Origin of the sequence: Streptomyces sp. NPDC049813 (genome assembly GCF_044465085.1) — a bacterium.
Lineage (GTDB): Bacteria > Actinomycetota > Actinomycetes > Streptomycetales > Streptomycetaceae > Streptomyces.
Genome location: NZ_JBITLI010000005.1, coordinates 260274 through 276332, shown reverse-complemented (window position 1 = coordinate 276332; position 16059 = coordinate 260274). Strand labels below are relative to the sequence as shown.

Genomic DNA, 16059 nt, shown 5'->3' with positions numbered 1-16059 from the left:
GCGGGTCAGCGGCGTCTCGGCACCGGGACGCGGTCCAGGTCGCGGGCGACCGTCAGCTCTCCGGTGAACCCGGCGGCCCGCGCCTGCCGGGCGAACTCCTCCGGGTCGGCGTAGCGCTGGCTGAAGTGCGTCAGGACGAGGTGGCGCACCCCCGCGTCCCGGGCGAGGCCCGCCGCCTGCCCCGCCGTCAGATGCCCGTGGTCGGCGGCGAGCTGCCGGTCCTCGTCGAGGAAGGTCGACTCGATGACGAGCAGATCGCACCCCTCGGCGAGTTCACCGGCGCCGTCGCACAGCCGGGTGTCCATGACGAACGCGACCCGCTGACCGCGTCGCACCTCACTGACGGCGTCGAGCGGGACCCCGCCGAGCCGCCCCTCGCGCTGGATCCGGCCCACGTCGGGTCCGGTGATGCCGTGCGCGGCGAGCCGCTCGGGCAGCATGCGGCGGCCGTCCGGCTCGACGAGGCGGTAGCCGTACGACTCGACGGGGTGCGAGAGCCTGCGCGCCTCCAGCCGGTAGGCCGGCGTGTCGGCGAGCACGGCGCCTTCCCCGCCGACCGGCTCCTCGGTGATGCCGACGGTCTCCCGGTACGCGGTGGAGTACCGCAGCCGGTCGAAGAACCGCTGCCCGGAGGCCGGGTAGTGGGCGGTCACCGGGTGCGGTACGCGGTCGAGGTTGATGCGCTGGATGACTCCGGCGAGCCCCAGCGAGTGGTCGCCGTGGAAGTGGGTGACGCAGATCCGGTTCAGGTCGTGCGCGGCGACCCCGGCGCGCAGCATCTGGCGCTGGGTGCCCTCGCCGGGGTCGAAGAGGATGCCTTCGGCGTCCCAGCGCAGCAGGTAGCCGTTGTGGTTGCGGTGGCGGGTCGGCACCTGGCTGGCGGTGCCGAGCACGACGAATTCCCGTACGGACACGGTGGGTTCCCTGTGGTCCGTTACCCGGGGGGCCACTGGAGGCCGCGGCCGCCCAGGACGTGGGCGTGCGCGTGGAAGACGGTCTGGCCGGCGCCGCTGCCCGTGTTGAACACGAGGCGGTAGCTGGCCAGCTTCTCCTCCGCGGCGACCTCGCCGGCCTCGCGCAGCACGTCCGCGGCGATCTCCGGCTCCGCGGCGGCGAGGGAGGCGGCGTCGGGGTGGTGGACGCGGGGGATGACCAGGATGTGGGTGGGGGCCTGGGGGTTGATGTCCCGGAACGCGACGGTGGTCGGGGTCTCGCGGACCAGTGTGGCGGGGACGTCGCCCGCGACGATCTTGCAGAACAGGCAGTCGGCCTGGGGTTCGCCGGTCACGTCGGTCTCCTTTGCGGGGCGTCTCCGTACGCGGGCATCGTATCGATCACCCCCCGCGCCCCTGAAATGACTTCGTCCGCGGCACCGCGGGGACTTCTCGCGCCGTTCCCCGCGCCCCTGAAATGACTTCGTCCGCGCCGCCGTCGTGGCTGGTCGCGCAGTTCCCCGCGCCCCCAAAAGACTTCGCCTGACCCGCCATCGTGGCTGAGCGCGCCGTTCCCCGCGCCCCCAAAAGACTTCGCCTGACCCGCCGTCGTGGCTGAGCGCGCCGTTCCCCGCGCCCCCAGAGGACTTCGGCTGACCCGCCGTCGTGGTTGCTCGCGCCGTTCCCCGCGCCCCTGAGAGGCGCACTTCGTGCGGCCTCTCATCGGGCCATGGGGCTGCGGCGGAGCCGCATGCTCCAGGGGCGCGGGGAACTGCGCGAGAAGCCCCACCGGACCCGCGGACGAAAACGTGGGCGCACGCAGTGCGCCTTTCAGGGGCGCGGGGAACTGCGCGACCAGCCCCCACCGGACCCGCGGACGAAGAACTGCCGCTCAGGGGGCGCGGGGAACTGCGCGACCCCATCTGCCCGGGGCCCGTCAGCCCCAGCGCCCCGTACGGCCCAACAACAGCGCCACCGCCGCCGTACCGGCCGTCGACGTCCGCAGCACGCTGTGCCCGAGCCGGTACGGCCTGGCCCCGGCCTCGGCGAAGAGGGCGAGTTCCTCCGGAGCCACCCCGCCCTCGGGCCCGACGACGAGCACGATCTCCCCGTCCGCGGGCAGCGGCGCGGAGGCCAGCGCGGTGCTCGCCGCGTCCCGGTCCTCGTGCAGGACGGCGGCGAACGTCGCCCCGGCGAGCAGCGCCGCGACCTCCTTGGTGGTGGCCGCCTCCGCGACCTCCGGGAAGCGGACCCGGCGCGACTGCTTGCCCGCCTCCCGCGCGGTGGCCCGCCACTTGGTGAGCGCCTTGGTGCCGCGCTCACCGCGCCACTGGGTGATGCACCGGGACGCCGCCCACGGCACGATCGCGTCGACGCCCGTCTCGGTCATGGTCTCCACGGCCAGCTCCCCGCGGTCCCCCTTGGGCAGCGCCTGCACCACGGTGATCCGGGGCCGCTCCACGGGTTCGGTGCGCACGGGCCCGGCCTCGACGACGAGGCGGTCCTTGCCCTCGGCGGCCGTGACGGTGCCCTCGCTCCACGCCCCGCGCCCGTCCGTCAGGACGAGTGACTCGCCCGCCCGCAGCCGCTTGACGGAGACGGCGTGCCGCCCTTCGGGACCGTCCAGTACGTAGCTGCGCCCGTCCGGCACCGGGCCGTCGACCACGAACACCGGCGCCGTCACGCGGCACCCCGCTGTCCGAGCGTGGCCCGCGCGGCGACGAGTTCGGCGGCGAGGACCTCGACGAGCTGCCCGGCGGGCAGTTCCCGGGCCAGCCGGTGGCCCTGCCCCGCCCACAGCGCCATGGCCTGCGGGTCACCCGCCTTGGCGGCGGCCTTGCGCAGCGGTGACGTCATGTGGTGGACCTCCGGGTAGGCGGCGGGCGCGTACGGCCCGTGCTCGCGCAGGAAACGGTTGACGAGTCCGCGCGCGGGCCGCCCGGAGAACGCCCGGGTCAGCTCGGTCCTGGTGAACAGCGGATCGGTCATGGCCTGCTTGTGCGGGGCGGGCGCGCCGGACTCGGGCGTCACCAGGAAGGCCGTCCCGAGCTGGGCCAGGTCGGCTCCCGCGGCGAGCACGGCGGCGATCTGCGCGCCCCGCATGATCCCGCCGGCCGCGACGATCGGCAGCCGGACCCCTTCGCGTACCTGCGCGATGAGCGCCAGCAGTCCGACGCCGCTGCCGTCCGCCTCGGGGTTGTCGCGGTGCGTGCCCTGGTGGCCGCCGGCCTCGATGCCCTGGACGCAGACGGCGTCGGCGCCGGCCCGTTGGGCGGCGAGCGCCTCCTCCACGGTCGTCGCGGTGACGGCGGTGAGCGTGCCGGCGGCGCGCAGCGCGTCAATCACCTCGGGCGTGGGGCAGCCGAACGTGAAGGTGACCAGGGGCACCGGGTCGTCGAGGAGGATGGCGAGCTTGGCGTCGTAGCCGTCGTCGCATCCGCCGTCGGGGTCGCCGAGCGGGGTCTGGTACCAGCCGGCCTCACCGGCGAGCTGGTGGCGGTAGACATCGACCGCGGCCGGGTCCGCGTACTCCGGCTGCGGCAGGAACAGGTTGACGCCGAACGGGCGGCCGGTCAGCCCGCGCAGCTGCTGGATCTCCTGGTACATCCCGTCGGCCGTCTTGTACCCGGCGGCCAGGAACCCGAGCCCGCCCGCGTCCGAGACCGCGGCCGCGAGCGCGGGGCAGGAGCCGCCGCCCGCCATGGGGGCCTGCACGATCGGACAGGGGCAGAGATCTGTCAGCGCGAGGGGCATGAGCGCATCGTGCCACGGACACGTCAGGCGGCCGAATCGGCTGATCCGGCCGGCCTGCGCCGCCCCGGCCGAGACGGCACAGCCCTACGCGTCACCGCCCGTTGAAAGCATCCTTCAACCGCGAGAACAACCCCTGCTGCCCCGGCTGACTGTGCTCACCCGGGGGACGACCCCCGGACCCCCAGCCACCCGGCCACACCCACTCACCGCCCGTTGAAAGCATCCTTCAACCGCGAGAACAACCCCTGCTGCCCCGGCTGGAACTGGCCCGTGGGGCGCTCCTCGCCGCGGAGTTTGGCCAGCTCGCGCAGGAGCCGCTCCTGCTCCGGTTCGAGCTTCTGCGGGGTCATGACCTCGACGTGCACGATGAGGTCGCCCCGGCCGCCGCCGCGCAGGTGGGTGATGCCACGCCCGTGCAGCGGGACCGACTGGCCGGACTGCGTGCCCGGCCGGATGTCGACCTCCTCCATGCCGTCGAGCGTCTCCAGCGGCACCTTCGTGCCGAGGGCCGCCGCCGTCATCGGGATGGTCACCGTGCAGTGCAGGTCGTCGCCGCGCCGCTGGAAGACGGGGTGCGGCAGCTCGTGGATCTCGACGTACAGGTCGCCGGCGGGGCCGCCGCCGGGGCCGACCTCGCCCTCGCCCGCGAGCTGGATCCGCGTGCCGTTGTCCACCCCGGCCGGGATCTTCACCGTCAGCGTCCGCCGCGACCGGATGCGGCCGTCACCGGCGCACTCCGGGCACGGGGTCGGCACGACGGTGCCGAATCCCTGGCACTGCGGGCACGGCCGCGAGGTCATGACCTGGCCGAGGAAGGAGCGCGTGACCTGCGAGACCTCGCCGCGCCCGCGACACATGTCGCAGGTCTGGGCGGAGGTCCCGGGCGCCGCGCCCTCGCCGCTGCACGTGGTGCAGACGACGGCCGTGTCGACCTGGATGTCCTTGGTGGTGCCGAAGGCGGCCTCGTCCAGCTCGATCTCGAGCCGGATCATGGCGTCCTGGCCGCGGCGCGTGCGCGAGCGGGGCCCGCGCTGCGACGCGGTTCCGAAGAACGCGTCCATGATGTCCGAGAAGTTGCCGAACCCACCGGCGCCGAAGCCTCCGGCGCCACCTCCGCCGGCCCCCGACAGGGGGTCGCCCCCGAGGTCGTAGACCTGCTTCTTCTGCGGGTCGGAGAGCACCTCGTAGGCGGCGTTGATCTCCTTGAACCGCTCCTGCGTCTTCGGGTCCGGATTCACGTCCGGGTGAAGTTCACGAGCGAGCCTGCGGAAGGCCTTCTTGATCTCGTCCTGGGAAGCGTCGCGGCGCACGCCGAGTACGGCGTAGTAGTCCGTGGCCACTTACGACTCCGCCAGGATCTGTCCGACGTAACGTGCCACTGCGCGTACTGCTCCCATCGTTCCCGGGTAATCCATGCGGGTCGGGCCGACCACGCCGAGCTTGGCAACTGCCTCGCCGCCCGAACCGTAGCCGACCGACACGACGGACGTGGAGTTGAGTCCCTCGTGGGCGTTCTCGTGACCGATCCGTACGGCCATGCCCGAATCACCCACCTCGCCAAGCAACTTGAGGAGCACGACCTGCTCCTCCAGCGCCTCCAGCACGGGCCGGATGGTGAGGGGAAAGTCATGTCCGAAGCGGGTGAGATTGGCGGTACCGCCGATCATCAGCCGCTCCTCGGTCTCCTCGACGAGCGTCTCCAGCAGGGTGGAGAGCACCGTCGTGACCGTGCCGCGGTCCTCCGCCTCGAAGGCCTCCGGCAGGTCCTGCACCAGCTGCGGCACATCGGCGAACCGGCGGCCCGCGACCCGGCTGTTGAGCCGGGCCCGCAGATCCGCCAGGGACGATTCGCCGAACGGCGCCGGACAGTCGATCATCCGCTGCTCGACGCGCCCGGTGTCCGTGATCAGGACGAGCATCAGACGGGCGGGCGCGAGCGCGAGCAGCTCGACATGGCGCACGGTGGAGCGGGTCAGGGACGGGTACTGGACGACCGCGACCTGCCGCGTCAGCTGCGCGAGCAGCCGCACGGTCCGCCCGACGACGTCGTCGAGGTCGACGGCGCCCTCCAGGAAGTTCTGGATGGCGCGCCGCTCCGGCCCGGTCATCGGCTTCACCGCGGTGAGCTTGTCGACGAAGAGGCGGTAGCCCTTGTCGGTGGGGATGCGCCCGGCGCTGGTGTGCGGCTGGGCGATGAACCCCTCGTCCTCCAGGGCGGCCATGTCGTTGCGCACGGTCGCCGGGGAGACGCCGAGGCTGTGCCGCTCGGTCAGCGCCTTGGAGCCGACGGGCTCCTCGGTGCCGACGTAGTCCTGGACGATGGCGCGCAGCACTTCGAGCCTGCGTTCACTGAGCATCGGGCGCACACCTCCAGCAACTGTCTCTGTGATCGTTCTCGTGATCGTTCCGGTTTGGCACTCGCTGCGCGCGAGTGCCAGTCGTCCCCGGCTCAGTGTACGGCCGGTGGGTACGGGCCCGGCAAGGCCGCTAGCGTCGGGGCATGCAAGCCATCGACTGGAAGTCGGCCGGATGGGAAGAACTGGCGCCGCATGTGGGGCGAATCCGGCTGCCCGGCTGGGACTGTACGGCCGGGCTCGTCGTGGGCGCGGACGCGGCCCTGCTGATCGACACGGGATCCTCACTGCGTGAAGGGGCCCGGCTGCGCGCGGACACCCGGCGCCTGCTCGCGGCGGGCGCGAGAGTGACGCACATCGCGCTGACCCATCCGCACTTCGACCACGTCTTCGGCACGGCGGCGTTCGCGGGCGTCGAGGTGTTCGGGGCCGCGGGCATCGACACCGTGTTCGCGGGCGGCGGCGCGGACGCGCTGCGCGCCGATGCCGTACGCCACGGCCTCGGCCCCGATCTCGCGGGCGAGGCGGCGGAACTCCTGGTCACCCCGGCCCACCGGGTCTGCGGCGAGCGCACGCTCGACCTGGGCGGCGGCGTCCAGGTGCTGCTGGCGAACGTCGGCCCCGGACACACCGGACACGACCTCGCGGTCCTGGTCTCCGCGCCGCCCCCGGCGCCGGAGACCGTCTTCTGCGGCGACCTGGTCGAGGAGTCGGGCGAGCCGCAGGCCGGACCGGACGCGGTCCCGCACCGGTGGCCGGCCGCGCTCGACCGGCTGCTCTCCCTGGGCGGCGAGGACGCCCGCTACGTCCCCGGGCACGGTTCGGTGGTGGATGCGGCGTTTGTCCGCGAGCAGCGCGCCACACTCGCGGCCCGCTCCGGCGTGTCGTAGGCGGCGTCCCGGAGCTTCTCCTATCGTCTGCAAAATGCGCCAGTACACCCCGGACCTGACACCCCCTTGGAAGCGGAACAAGCCCGCTCCGGAGGTCCCCGCCGAGCCGGACCTCGTCGTGGAGGAGGTCACGACGGGCTTCTGCGGCGCGGTCGTGCGGGTGGAGAAGACGGCGCAGGGGCCGACGGTGACGCTGGAGGACCGCTTCGGCAAGCACCGCGCGTTCCCGATGGAGCCGCGCGGTTTCCTGCTGGAGGGCAAGGTCGTCACGCTGGTGCGTCCCGCGACCGGCGGCCCGGTGCGCCCCACCCGGACGGCGTCCGGTTCGGTGGCGGTGCCCGGCGCTCGGGCGCGGGTGGCCCGCGCGGGCCGCATCTACGTGGAGGGCAAGCACGACGCGCAGCTCATCGAGCGCGTCTGGGGCGACGACCTGCGCATCGAGGGCGTGGCCGTGGAGTTCCTGGAGGGCGTCGACGACCTGCCGGCGATCGTGGCGGAGTTCGCGCCGGGCCCGGACGCGCGGCTCGGCGTCCTCGTCGACCACCTGGTGCCCGGCACGAAGGAGTGGCGCATCGCCCAGTCGGTGACGAGCGCCGACGCGCTGGTGGTCGGCCACCCGTACATCGACATCTGGGAGGCGGTGAAGCCGTCCTCGCTGGGCATCGCGGCCTGGCCCAGGGTCCCGCACGGCCAGGACTGGAAGACGGGCGTGTGCCGCGCGCTCGGCTGGCGCGTGGCGAACACGGGCGAGGCCTGGCAGCACATCCTGTCCCGGGTCCGCTCCTACAAGGACCTGGAGCCCGAACTCCTGGGCAAGGTGGAACACCTCATCGACTTCGTGACGACCCCCGCCGCCTAGCTCCGCCCTGCGGGGAAGCATGCGGGGCGGCATGCGGGGCGGCATGCGCGCCGCCAGGGGCGCGGGGGCAGGGGCCCGACCCCGCCAGGGGCGCGGGGAACTGCGCGCTCAGCCCCCACGGGGTCGCACCCGCCCCGGACCGGCACCCCACGGCGCCAGGGCGCACCCGCCCGACCACCCCGCTCAGTCGACGAGGTCCCGCACGACCCCGTCGGCCAGCAACCGCCCCCGCAGGGTCAGCACAGCCCGCCCCTCCCCGAAGGGCCCGGCCTCCAACAGCCCGGCATCCAGCGCCTTCCGCGCCGCGACCGCACCATCGGGCTTCAGCAACGACAACGGACACCCGTCCCGGAGCCTGAGCTCCAGCAGGATCCGCTCGACCCGCCGGTCCTCCGCGGCCAGCACCTCCCGCCCGGCCCCCGGCGACCTCCCCGCGGCCAGCGCGGCAGCGTATGCGCCAGGATGCTTCACGTTCCACCACCGCACCCCGCCCACGTGCGAGTGCGCCCCGGGCCCGGCACCCCACCAGTCGGCCCCGCGCCAGTACAGCTCGTTGTGCAGGCAGCGTGCCGCCTCGCTCGTCGCCCAGTTCGACACCTCGTACCAGGAGAAGCCCGCCGCCGCCATCGTCTCGTCGGCGATCAGGTACCGGTCCGCGTGCACGTCGTCGTCGGTCATCGGCACCTCGCCCCGCCGGATGCGCCGGGCGAGCTGCGTGCCCTCCTCGACGATCAGCGCGTACGCCGAGACGTGGTCGGGGCCGGCCGCGAGCGCCGCGTCGAGCGAGGCCCGCCAGTCGGCGTCGGTCTCGCCCGGGGTGCCGTAGATCAGGTCCAGGTTCACGTGCTCGAAGCCGGCCGCGCGGGCCTCGGCGACGCAGGCCTCGGGCCGGCCGGGGGTGTGGGTGCGGTCGAGCACCTTCAGCACGTGCTGCCGGGCGCTCTGCATCCCGAAGGAGACCCGGTTGAAGCCGCCGGCCCGCAGCTGCGCGAGGTAGGCCGGGTCCACCGACTCGGGGTTGGCCTCCGTCGTCACCTCCGCGTCGTCCGCGAGCCCGAACTCGTCCCGGATCGCCCCCAGCATCGTCACGAGATCGGCGGCGGGCAGCAGCGTCGGCGTGCCGCCGCCGACGAAGACGGTCCGCACCGGGCGGGGGTCGTCGCCGAGCACCTTGCGGGCGAGGCGGACCTCCTCGATCAGCGTCCGCGCGTAGTTGTCCCGCGAGGCGAGCACGCCGCCGGTGCCGCGCAGCTCGGTCGCGGTGTAGGTGTTGAAGTCGCAGTAGCCGCAGCGCGTGGCGCAGTACGGGACGTGCAGGTAGAAGCCGAGGGGCCGGGCGGCGGCGCCGGTGAGCGCGGAGGCGGGCAGCGACCCGTCGTCGGGGACGGGCTCACCGTCGGGGAGTGCGGAAGGCATGGACCCATTGTCCCGCCTCGCGGGAGGTCACAGCGCCTGGAGCACGAGCAGCGCCAGATCGTCGTCCGGCGGGCCGTCCGCGAAGGAGTGCACCAGGCGCCGGATCCGCTCGGCCAGCAGCTGCGCGGTGAGCCCGGCGCATCCGGCGAGGGCGTGCGCGAGCCCGTCGTCGTCGTCGAACTGGCGGCGTCCGCAGCGGCGCTCGGTCACCCCGTCGGTGACGCACAGCAGGGTGTCCCCGCGCAGCAGCTCGAAGGTCTCGCTCGTGTAGTCGGGGTCCTCGACGACGCCGAGCAGCACCTGCGGGACGGCCGCCGACACGACCTCGCCGCCGGGCCGCATCAGCAGGGGCAGCGGGTGTCCGGCGGAGGCGAGGGTGCAGCTGACCCCGGTGCCGCCCGCGGCCGGGGTCAGCTCGCCGTAGAGGAGCGAGAGGAAGCGGGAGCTGGAGCCCTCCGGCGGGATGCCCTGGCCGCCGGCGGCGGCGAGCGCGCGGGCCGCGGCGTCGGCGGCCTCGGTCGCGTCGTCGAGCAGCAGCCGGTTGAGCCGGTCCAGGACCTGGGCGACCGGGTACCCCTCGCGGGCGAGCAGGCGCAGCCAGGGCCGGACGAGGCCGATCACGACGGCGGCCTCGGGCCCCTTGCCCTGGATGTCGCCGAGGGCGAAGCACCAGCGGCCGTCGCCGGCCGGGAAGACGTCGTAGAAGTCGCCGCCGGGGCCGCCCGCCTCCTTCGGCTCGTACACCAGGGCGCTCTGCATGCCGGGGATCTCGGCGATGGCAGTGGGCAGCAGGCCGCGCTGGAGGATGCGGCTGATGGTGGCCTGCCGGGTGAAGCGGCGGGCCGCGCTGACGGCCAGGGCGACGCGGCGGCAGAAGTCCTCGACGAGGCCGCTGACCTCGTCGGGGAAGCGGGGCAGGCCGCCGCGGCCGATGAGCAGGATGCCGAGGCTGCGGCCGCCGACCATCAGCCGGTAGGCGAGCGCGGCGCCGGGCTCCTCCGGTCCGCTCTCGTCGCGCGCCTCGAACGGCCAGGGCACCGGGACGGCCGCGGTCCGTACGGAGTCGGGCAGCCGGGGTGGTTCCTTCTCCAAGAGCCGGCGCAGCTCCTCGGTGCGGTTCTCGTGGCTGTGCCAGACGCGGGCGAGCCGGGGCGCGGGCATCGGGCCGGTGCCGCCGCGCAGGTCGTGGTCGGCGGTGCCGGGCAGGCCCCGGCCCTCCTCGTCGTAGAGCCAGATCGCGCACCAGTCGGCGAGCCGCGGGACGAGGAGCTGGCCGACCAGGGCGGCGACCATGTCCTCGTCGAGCTGGCCGGCGAGCAGGTCGGAGGCCTCGGCGAGGAAGGAGAGCGCGCCGCGGTTGACCCAGTCCCGGTCCTGCGGCACGCGCCTGGGCATGGGCGCCAGCAGGTCGCCGGCGTGCAGGCCGCGCTCCAGGGCGCGGACGGCGGACTGCACGCTGGGGTCGCTCGGGTCCTCCGGGGTCGCGTCGGCGGGCAGCCGGGCCCACACGGTCTTGGTGCCGGGGCGGTAGGTGATGCCCCACGCGTCGGAGAGGGAGGCGACGAGGTGCAGGCCGCGGCCGAACTCGGGGGTCTCGGCGGGGCGGGAGGTGCCCCGGCTGCGCACGGCGCGGGCCGGGTGGTGGTCGGTGACCTCGATGACCACTCCGGCGGGAGTGCCGTCGGCGGCTGCCCCGTCCAGGCGGCACAGCAGGTCGACGGTGGTGCCGGCGTGCACCACGGCGTTGGTCACGAGCTCGCTCAGGGCCACGATGGAGTCGTCGGTGAGGCGGCCGCCGAGGGCCTCGGAGCCGGGCGCCGCGCGGGCGGTCCAGTCGGCGAACGCGGCGCGCACGAAGCGGCGTGCGGCCGCGGGCGCGAGCGGGTCCCCCGGCAGCGAGGTACGGACCAGGACCGGTCCGGCGTGCGGATCGTCCATCACGTCCCCGTCGCTGAAGGTGGTTTCCCGCTGGATAGGAATGGACCCCACGTTCGGCTCCTGAGCAGTTCGGGCAAAGACGCCTCAGGCGACAGGAACAGAGTGACAGACTGGCCACGCCCATAAGCACCGAGTTACCGAAGTGGGCCGCCATGAGTGAGAACAGTGCTATGCGTGTGCATCAGGACGGGCTCGAAGGCGCTGTCGTCCGTCCGCCGGACCTCCGTCCCCTGCTGGCCGCCCTGTCGGCGGCCCGGGACGGGAACTTCACCCGTCTCCCCGACGGCGGCGAGGGCATGGTCGGCGAGCTGGCCGCGGTCTTCAACCAGCTCATCGACCGCAGTGTCCACTACAACGCCGAACTGACCCGGGTCCGGCGGGAGATCGTCCGGCACGGCCGGCTCGACGAGCGGCTGGAGGCGAGCCCGGGCCAGGGCGCGTGGGCCACCCGCGTCCATGACGTCAACACCATCATCGGCGCCCTCGTCGCCCCGGCGGCCAATGCCACGCGCGTGCTGGACGCGGTGGCCGGCGGCGATCTGACCCAGCGCGTCGACCTGCACGACGGCAACCGCCAGCTCCGCGGCGACCTGCGCCGGCTGGGCCGCGCCGTCAACAAGATGGTGGACCAGCTCTCCCTGTTCACCGGCGAGGTGACCCGGGTCGCCCGCGAGGTCGGCACCGAGGGGCGGCTCGGCGGCCGCGCCAAGGCGCAGGGGCTCTCCGGCAGCTGGCGGGACGTGACCGAGGCCGTCAACACCATGGCGTCCCGGCTGACCGCCCAGGTGCGGGACATCGCCCTGGTGACGACGGCGGTGGCGCGGGGCGACCTGACCCGCACCGTCACGATCGAGGCGACGGGCGAGCTGCTCGAACTGAAGCTGACGGTCAACACGATGGTGGACCAGCTCTCCGCCTTCGCCGACGAGGTGACCCGCGTCGCCCGCGAGGTCGGCACCGAGGGCCAGCTCGGCGGCCGCGCCCAGGTCCGCGGCGTCTCGGGCGTCTGGAAGGACCTCACCGACAACGTCAACTTCATGGCGTCGAACCTCACCTCCCAGGTCCGCAACATCGCGCAGGTCACCACGGCGGTGGCCAACGGCGACCTGAGCCAGAAGATCACCGTCGACGCGCAGGGCGAGATCCTGGAGCTGAAGTCGACGATCAACACGATGGTCGACCAGCTCTCCGCCTTCGCCGACGAGGTCACCCGCGTCGCCCGCGAGGTCGGCACCGAGGGCCAGCTCGGCGGCCGCGCCCAGGTCCGCGGCGTCTCCGGCGTCTGGAAGGACCTCACCGACAACGTCAACTTCATGGCGGACAACCTCACCTCCCAGGTCCGCAACATCGCCCTGGTCTCCACGGCCGTGGCCCAGGGCGACCTGGGCAAGAAGATCACGGTCGAGGCGAAGGGCGAGATCCTCGAACTCAAGTCGACGATCAACACGATGGTCGACCAGCTCTCCGCCTTCGCCGACGAGGTCACCCGCGTCGCCCGCGAGGTCGGCACCGAAGGGAACCTGGGCGGTCAGGCCCAGGTCCGCGGCGTCGCCGGGGTGTGGAACGACCTCACCGCGAACGTCAACTTCATGGCGTCGAACCTCACCTCGCAGGTCCGCAACATCGCGCAGGTCACCACGGCCGTCGCGCAGGGCGACCTGTCCAAGAAGATCTCCGTCGACGCGCGCGGCGAGATCCTGGAGCTGAAGGACACCGTCAACACGATGGTGGAGCAGTTGCGCGGCTTCGCCGACGAGGTCACGCGCGTGGCCCGCGAGGTCGGCACCGACGGCCGGCTCGGCGGGCGCGCGACGGTGCACGGCGTCTCCGGCGTGTGGAAGGACCTCACGGACAACGTCAACTACATGGCGGACAACCTCACCTCCCAGGTCCGCAACATCGCGCAGGTCGCGACGGCGGTGGCCCAGGGCGACCTGTCCAAGAAGATCGACGTGGACGCGCGCGGCGAGATCCTCGAACTGAAGACGACCATCAACACGATGGTGGACACCCTGTCGTCGTTCTCCTCCGAGGTGACCCGGGTGGCCCGCGAGGTGGGGTCCGAGGGGCGGCTCGGCGGGCAGGCGCGGGTGGAGGGCGTGTACGGCACCTGGAAGCGCCTGACGACGAACGTGAACGAGCTGGCGTCCAACCTGACCACACAGGTTCGCGCCATCGCCGAGGTGGCCTCCGCGGTGACGCAGGGTGACATGTCGCGCTCCATCGCGGTGGAGACGCAGGGCGAGGTCGCGGAGCTGAAGGACAACATCAACCTGATGGTGGCCAACCTCCGCGAGACGACCCGCGCGAAGGACTGGCTGGAGTCGAACCTGGCGCGGCTCGCGGCCCTGATGCAGGGCCACCGGGACCTGATGGAGGTCGCGGACCTGATCCTGCGCGAGCTGACCCCGCTGGTGAACGCGCAGTACGGCGCCTTCTTCCTGGCCGAGCCGGACGAGGGCGACACCCCGATCCGCACGTCGATCCCGACCAAGGGGCTCGCCTACATCGCGGGGTACGGCTCGGCGGCGGCGCTCGTCGTCGACACCGGCGGGATGCCGGTCCACGGGCTGGTCCGGCAGGCGGCCCTGGAGAAGAAGCGCATCCTGGTGGAGGAGGCGCCGCCGGACTACATCAAGATCAACAGCGGCCTCGGGGAGGCCGCGCCCGCCTCCGTCGTCATCATCCCGATCCTCTTCGAGGACAAGCTCCTCGGCGTCATCGAGCTGGCCTCCTTCTCCCGCTTCTCCGACGTCCACCTGGCCTTCTTCGACCAGTTCGTGAACACCATCGGCGTCGCGATCAACACCATCATCGCCAACTCCCGCACCGAGTCCCTGCTCGGCGAGTCCCAGCGCCTGGCCACCCAGCTCCAGGAGCGCTCGGACGAACTCCAGCGCCAGCAGGGCGAGTTGCAGCGCTCGAACGCCGAGCTGGAGGAGAAGGCCGCGTTGCTCGCGACGAGTTCGCAGTACAAGTCGGAGTTCCTGGCGAACATGTCGCACGAGCTGCGCACCCCCCTCAACTCCCTGCTCATCCTGGCCCGACTGCTCTCCGACAACCCGGACGGCCACCTCAACGACCAGGAGGTGCAGTTCGCGACGACGATCCACCGCTCCGGATCCGACCTGCTCCAGCTCATCAACGACATCCTCGACCTGTCGAAGATCGAGGCCGGCCGGATGGACGTCCGGCCCAAGAAGCTCCCGCTCATCAAGTTGCTCGACTACGTCCACGCCACGTTCCGGCCCCTCACCATCGACCGGGGGCTCGCCTTCGAGGTGGCGGTCGGCGAGGACGTGCCGCGCGAGGTCTTCTCCGACGAGCAGCGCCTCCAGCAGATCCTGCGCAACCTCCTGTCGAACGCGATCAAGTTCACCGCGAACGGCAAGGTCGAGCTGCGCGTCAAGCGGGTCAAGGACCCCGAGCACCAGTTCGTGCGGGAGAGCGACGACCTGATCGCGTTCGCCGTCTCCGACACCGGCATCGGCATCGCCCGCGACAAGCTCCCCGTCATCTTCGAGGCGTTCCAGCAGGCCGACGGCACCACCAACCGCAAGTACGGCGGCACCGGGCTCGGCCTGTCCATCAGCCGGGAGATCGCCGGACTGCTCGGCGGCCGCATCGTCGCCGAGAGCGAGCCGGGCGAGGGCTCCACCTTCACGCTGTACGTGCCCGTGGTCTACCCCGGACACGAGCCGGCGCCGGACCAGACGGCGGCCGGTCCGGCCCCGCTCGTCCCCGCCCAGCAGGACGAGTCCTCGGACGCGTACGCGATCCGCGAGCAGGAGGACAACTGGCCGACGCCGACGAAACTGGAGCAGTGGAAGACCGGGCTCGCGGGGCAGGTCCTGCCGGGCCGCCGGGTGCTGATCGTCGACGACGACATCCGCAACGTGTTCGCGCTCACCCATGTGCTCGGCCGCGTCGGCATGCCCGTGCTGTACGCGGAGAACGGGCGGGAGGGCATCGAGACCCTGGAGCGCAACCCGGACGTCGAACTCGTCCTGATGGACATCATGATGCCGGAGATGGACGGCTACGAGACGATCTCCGTCATCCGCGCGACGCCCCGGTGGGCCGGGCTGCCGATCGTGGCCCTCACCGCCAAGGCCATGCCCGGCGACCGCGAGAAGTCGATCGCCCAGGGCGCCAACGACTACGTGCCCAAGCCGGTGGACGTCGATCAGTTACTCACCGTCGTGTGCGACCTGCTGGCCCCTGAGGTCGACGAAACGGCCGAACCGACCCCATCGGACGGGCGGGAGGGCGAGAATGTGCCCGTCGCCCCGCCGACCATCGAATGAGGGACCGGCATCATGACCACTCCCATGCTCACTTCCGACCAGCAGGCGAGCATCCTTCTCGTGGACGACATGGAGGACAACCTCGTCGCCCTGGAAGCCGTCCTCGGGTCGCTGAACGAGCCGCTGGTCAGGGCCCGTTCGGGCGAGGAGGCGATGAAGGCCCTGCTGCGCCGGCGGTTCGCCGTGGTCCTGCTCGACATCCGCATGCCGGGTATGGACGGCTTCGAGACGGCGACCAACATCAAGCGGCTCGACCAGACGAAGGACGTCCCGATCATCTTCCTGACGGGCACGGACTCCGACGACGCCGGCTTCGCGTTCCGCGGCTACGCGACGGGCGCGGCCGACTACCTGACCAAGCCCTTCGACCCCTGGGTGCTGCGCGCCAAGGTCACGGTCTTCCTCGATCTGCACCGCAAGACCCGGCAGCTGGAGCGGCTGCTGGCGCGCGAGCAGCAGCAGTTCGACGCGCTGACGTCCCGGCTGACGTCGATCGAGCACCAGCTGTCGCAGGCGCCCGACCCGGACGTACGGGAGCTGCGGCACCACCTGACGCGGATGGAGGCGACGCTGCGCACGATGAGGCGCCCCTGAGCGGGGCGCCCCACG

The 16059-nt window shown here is 72.7% G+C and carries 12 protein-coding genes; 4 read left to right on the top strand and 8 right to left on the bottom strand.

What is annotated here, in order from left to right; translation table 11 throughout:
* Positions 1-5 precede the first annotated feature (5 nt).
* The 6 genes from ACIBW6_RS13910 to hrcA form a co-directional block, all read right to left on the bottom strand.
* Positions 6-914, bottom strand: coding sequence for a ribonuclease Z (locus ACIBW6_RS13910; RefSeq protein ID WP_399059504.1), 909 nt, complete (start codon positions 912-914; stop codon positions 6-8).
* Between the two features lie 20 nt (positions 915-934).
* On the bottom strand, positions 935-1288 hold the full coding sequence (locus ACIBW6_RS13905; protein ID WP_399059503.1) for a histidine triad nucleotide-binding protein: 354 nt from the start codon (positions 1286-1288) through the stop codon (positions 935-937).
* A 581-nt stretch (positions 1289-1869) separates the two neighbouring features.
* A complete protein-coding gene (locus tag ACIBW6_RS13900) occupies positions 1870-2616 on the bottom strand; it encodes a 16S rRNA (uracil(1498)-N(3))-methyltransferase (RefSeq protein ID WP_399059502.1) in 747 nt (248 codons plus the stop codon).
* Positions 2613-3686 carry a nitronate monooxygenase gene (locus tag ACIBW6_RS13895; protein ID WP_399059501.1) on the bottom strand — a complete coding sequence of 358 codons (1074 nt, stop codon included), beginning with the start codon at positions 3684-3686 and terminating at the stop codon, positions 2613-2615. Before ACIBW6_RS13895 ends, ACIBW6_RS13900 begins: the two co-directional genes overlap by 4 nt.
* A 203-nt stretch (positions 3687-3889) precedes the next feature.
* Positions 3890-5026 (bottom strand): molecular chaperone DnaJ, encoded by a 1137-nt coding sequence (gene dnaJ / locus ACIBW6_RS13890; RefSeq protein WP_399059500.1) that lies wholly within the window; start codon positions 5024-5026, stop codon positions 3890-3892.
* Positions 5027-6043: a heat-inducible transcriptional repressor HrcA gene (gene hrcA / locus ACIBW6_RS13885; protein WP_399059499.1), complete on the bottom strand. Its 1017-nt coding sequence runs from the start codon at positions 6041-6043 to the stop codon at positions 5027-5029. It lies immediately after the preceding gene.
* A 143-nt stretch (positions 6044-6186) separates the two neighbouring features.
* Between hrcA and ACIBW6_RS13880 the strand changes: the two genes are divergently transcribed.
* Positions 6187-6930 (top strand): MBL fold metallo-hydrolase, encoded by a 744-nt coding sequence (locus tag ACIBW6_RS13880; RefSeq protein ID WP_399059498.1) that lies wholly within the window; start codon positions 6187-6189, stop codon positions 6928-6930.
* Between the two features lie 34 nt (positions 6931-6964).
* Positions 6965-7789 carry a DUF3097 domain-containing protein gene (locus ACIBW6_RS13875; protein ID WP_399059497.1) on the top strand — a complete coding sequence of 275 codons (825 nt, stop codon included), beginning with the start codon at positions 6965-6967 and terminating at the stop codon, positions 7787-7789.
* A gap of 183 nt (positions 7790-7972) precedes the next feature.
* On the opposite strand, the gene hemW is transcribed toward ACIBW6_RS13875, so the two are convergent.
* Both hemW and ACIBW6_RS13865 read right to left on the bottom strand, forming a co-directional pair.
* Positions 7973-9205 (bottom strand): radical SAM family heme chaperone HemW, encoded by a 1233-nt coding sequence (gene hemW / locus ACIBW6_RS13870; protein ID WP_399059496.1) that lies wholly within the window; start codon positions 9203-9205, stop codon positions 7973-7975.
* A gap of 27 nt (positions 9206-9232) precedes the next feature.
* Positions 9233-11194 carry a SpoIIE family protein phosphatase gene (locus ACIBW6_RS13865; protein ID WP_399059495.1) on the bottom strand — a complete coding sequence of 654 codons (1962 nt, stop codon included), beginning with the start codon at positions 11192-11194 and terminating at the stop codon, positions 9233-9235.
* A 101-nt stretch (positions 11195-11295) separates the two neighbouring features.
* On the opposite strand from ACIBW6_RS13865, the gene ACIBW6_RS13860 reads away from it, so the two are divergent.
* The gene (locus ACIBW6_RS13860) at positions 11296-15450 is read left to right on the top strand and encodes a HAMP domain-containing protein (protein WP_399059494.1); all 4155 of its coding nucleotides are present in this window, start codon (positions 11296-11298) and stop codon (positions 15448-15450) included.
* A 12-nt stretch (positions 15451-15462) separates the two neighbouring features.
* The gene (locus tag ACIBW6_RS13855; protein WP_399059493.1) at positions 15463-16044 is read left to right on the top strand and encodes a two-component system response regulator; all 582 of its coding nucleotides are present in this window, start codon (positions 15463-15465) and stop codon (positions 16042-16044) included.
* The last annotated feature ends 15 nt before the right edge of the window (positions 16045-16059 follow it).

Bases quoted from the DNA above. Each gene is read 5' to 3' on its own strand.
- ACIBW6_RS13895 (WP_399059501.1), bottom strand. From the start codon at position 3,686: ATGCCCCTCGCGCTGACAGATCTCTGCCCCTGTCCGATCGTGCAGGCC.
- hrcA (WP_399059499.1), bottom strand. From the start codon at position 6,043: ATGCTCAGTGAACGCAGGCTCGAAGTGCTGCGCGCCATCGTCCAGGAC.
- ACIBW6_RS13880 (WP_399059498.1), top strand. From the start codon at position 6,187: ATGCAAGCCATCGACTGGAAGTCGGCCGGATGGGAAGAACTGGCGCCG.
- ACIBW6_RS13875 (WP_399059497.1), top strand. From the start codon at position 6,965: ATGCGCCAGTACACCCCGGACCTGACACCCCCTTGGAAGCGGAACAAG.
- hemW (WP_399059496.1), bottom strand. From the start codon at position 9,205: ATGCCTTCCGCACTCCCCGACGGTGAGCCCGTCCCCGACGACGGGTCG.
- ACIBW6_RS13860 (WP_399059494.1), top strand. From the start codon at position 11,296: ATGAGTGAGAACAGTGCTATGCGTGTGCATCAGGACGGGCTCGAAGGC.
- ACIBW6_RS13855 (WP_399059493.1), top strand. From the start codon at position 15,463: ATGACCACTCCCATGCTCACTTCCGACCAGCAGGCGAGCATCCTTCTC.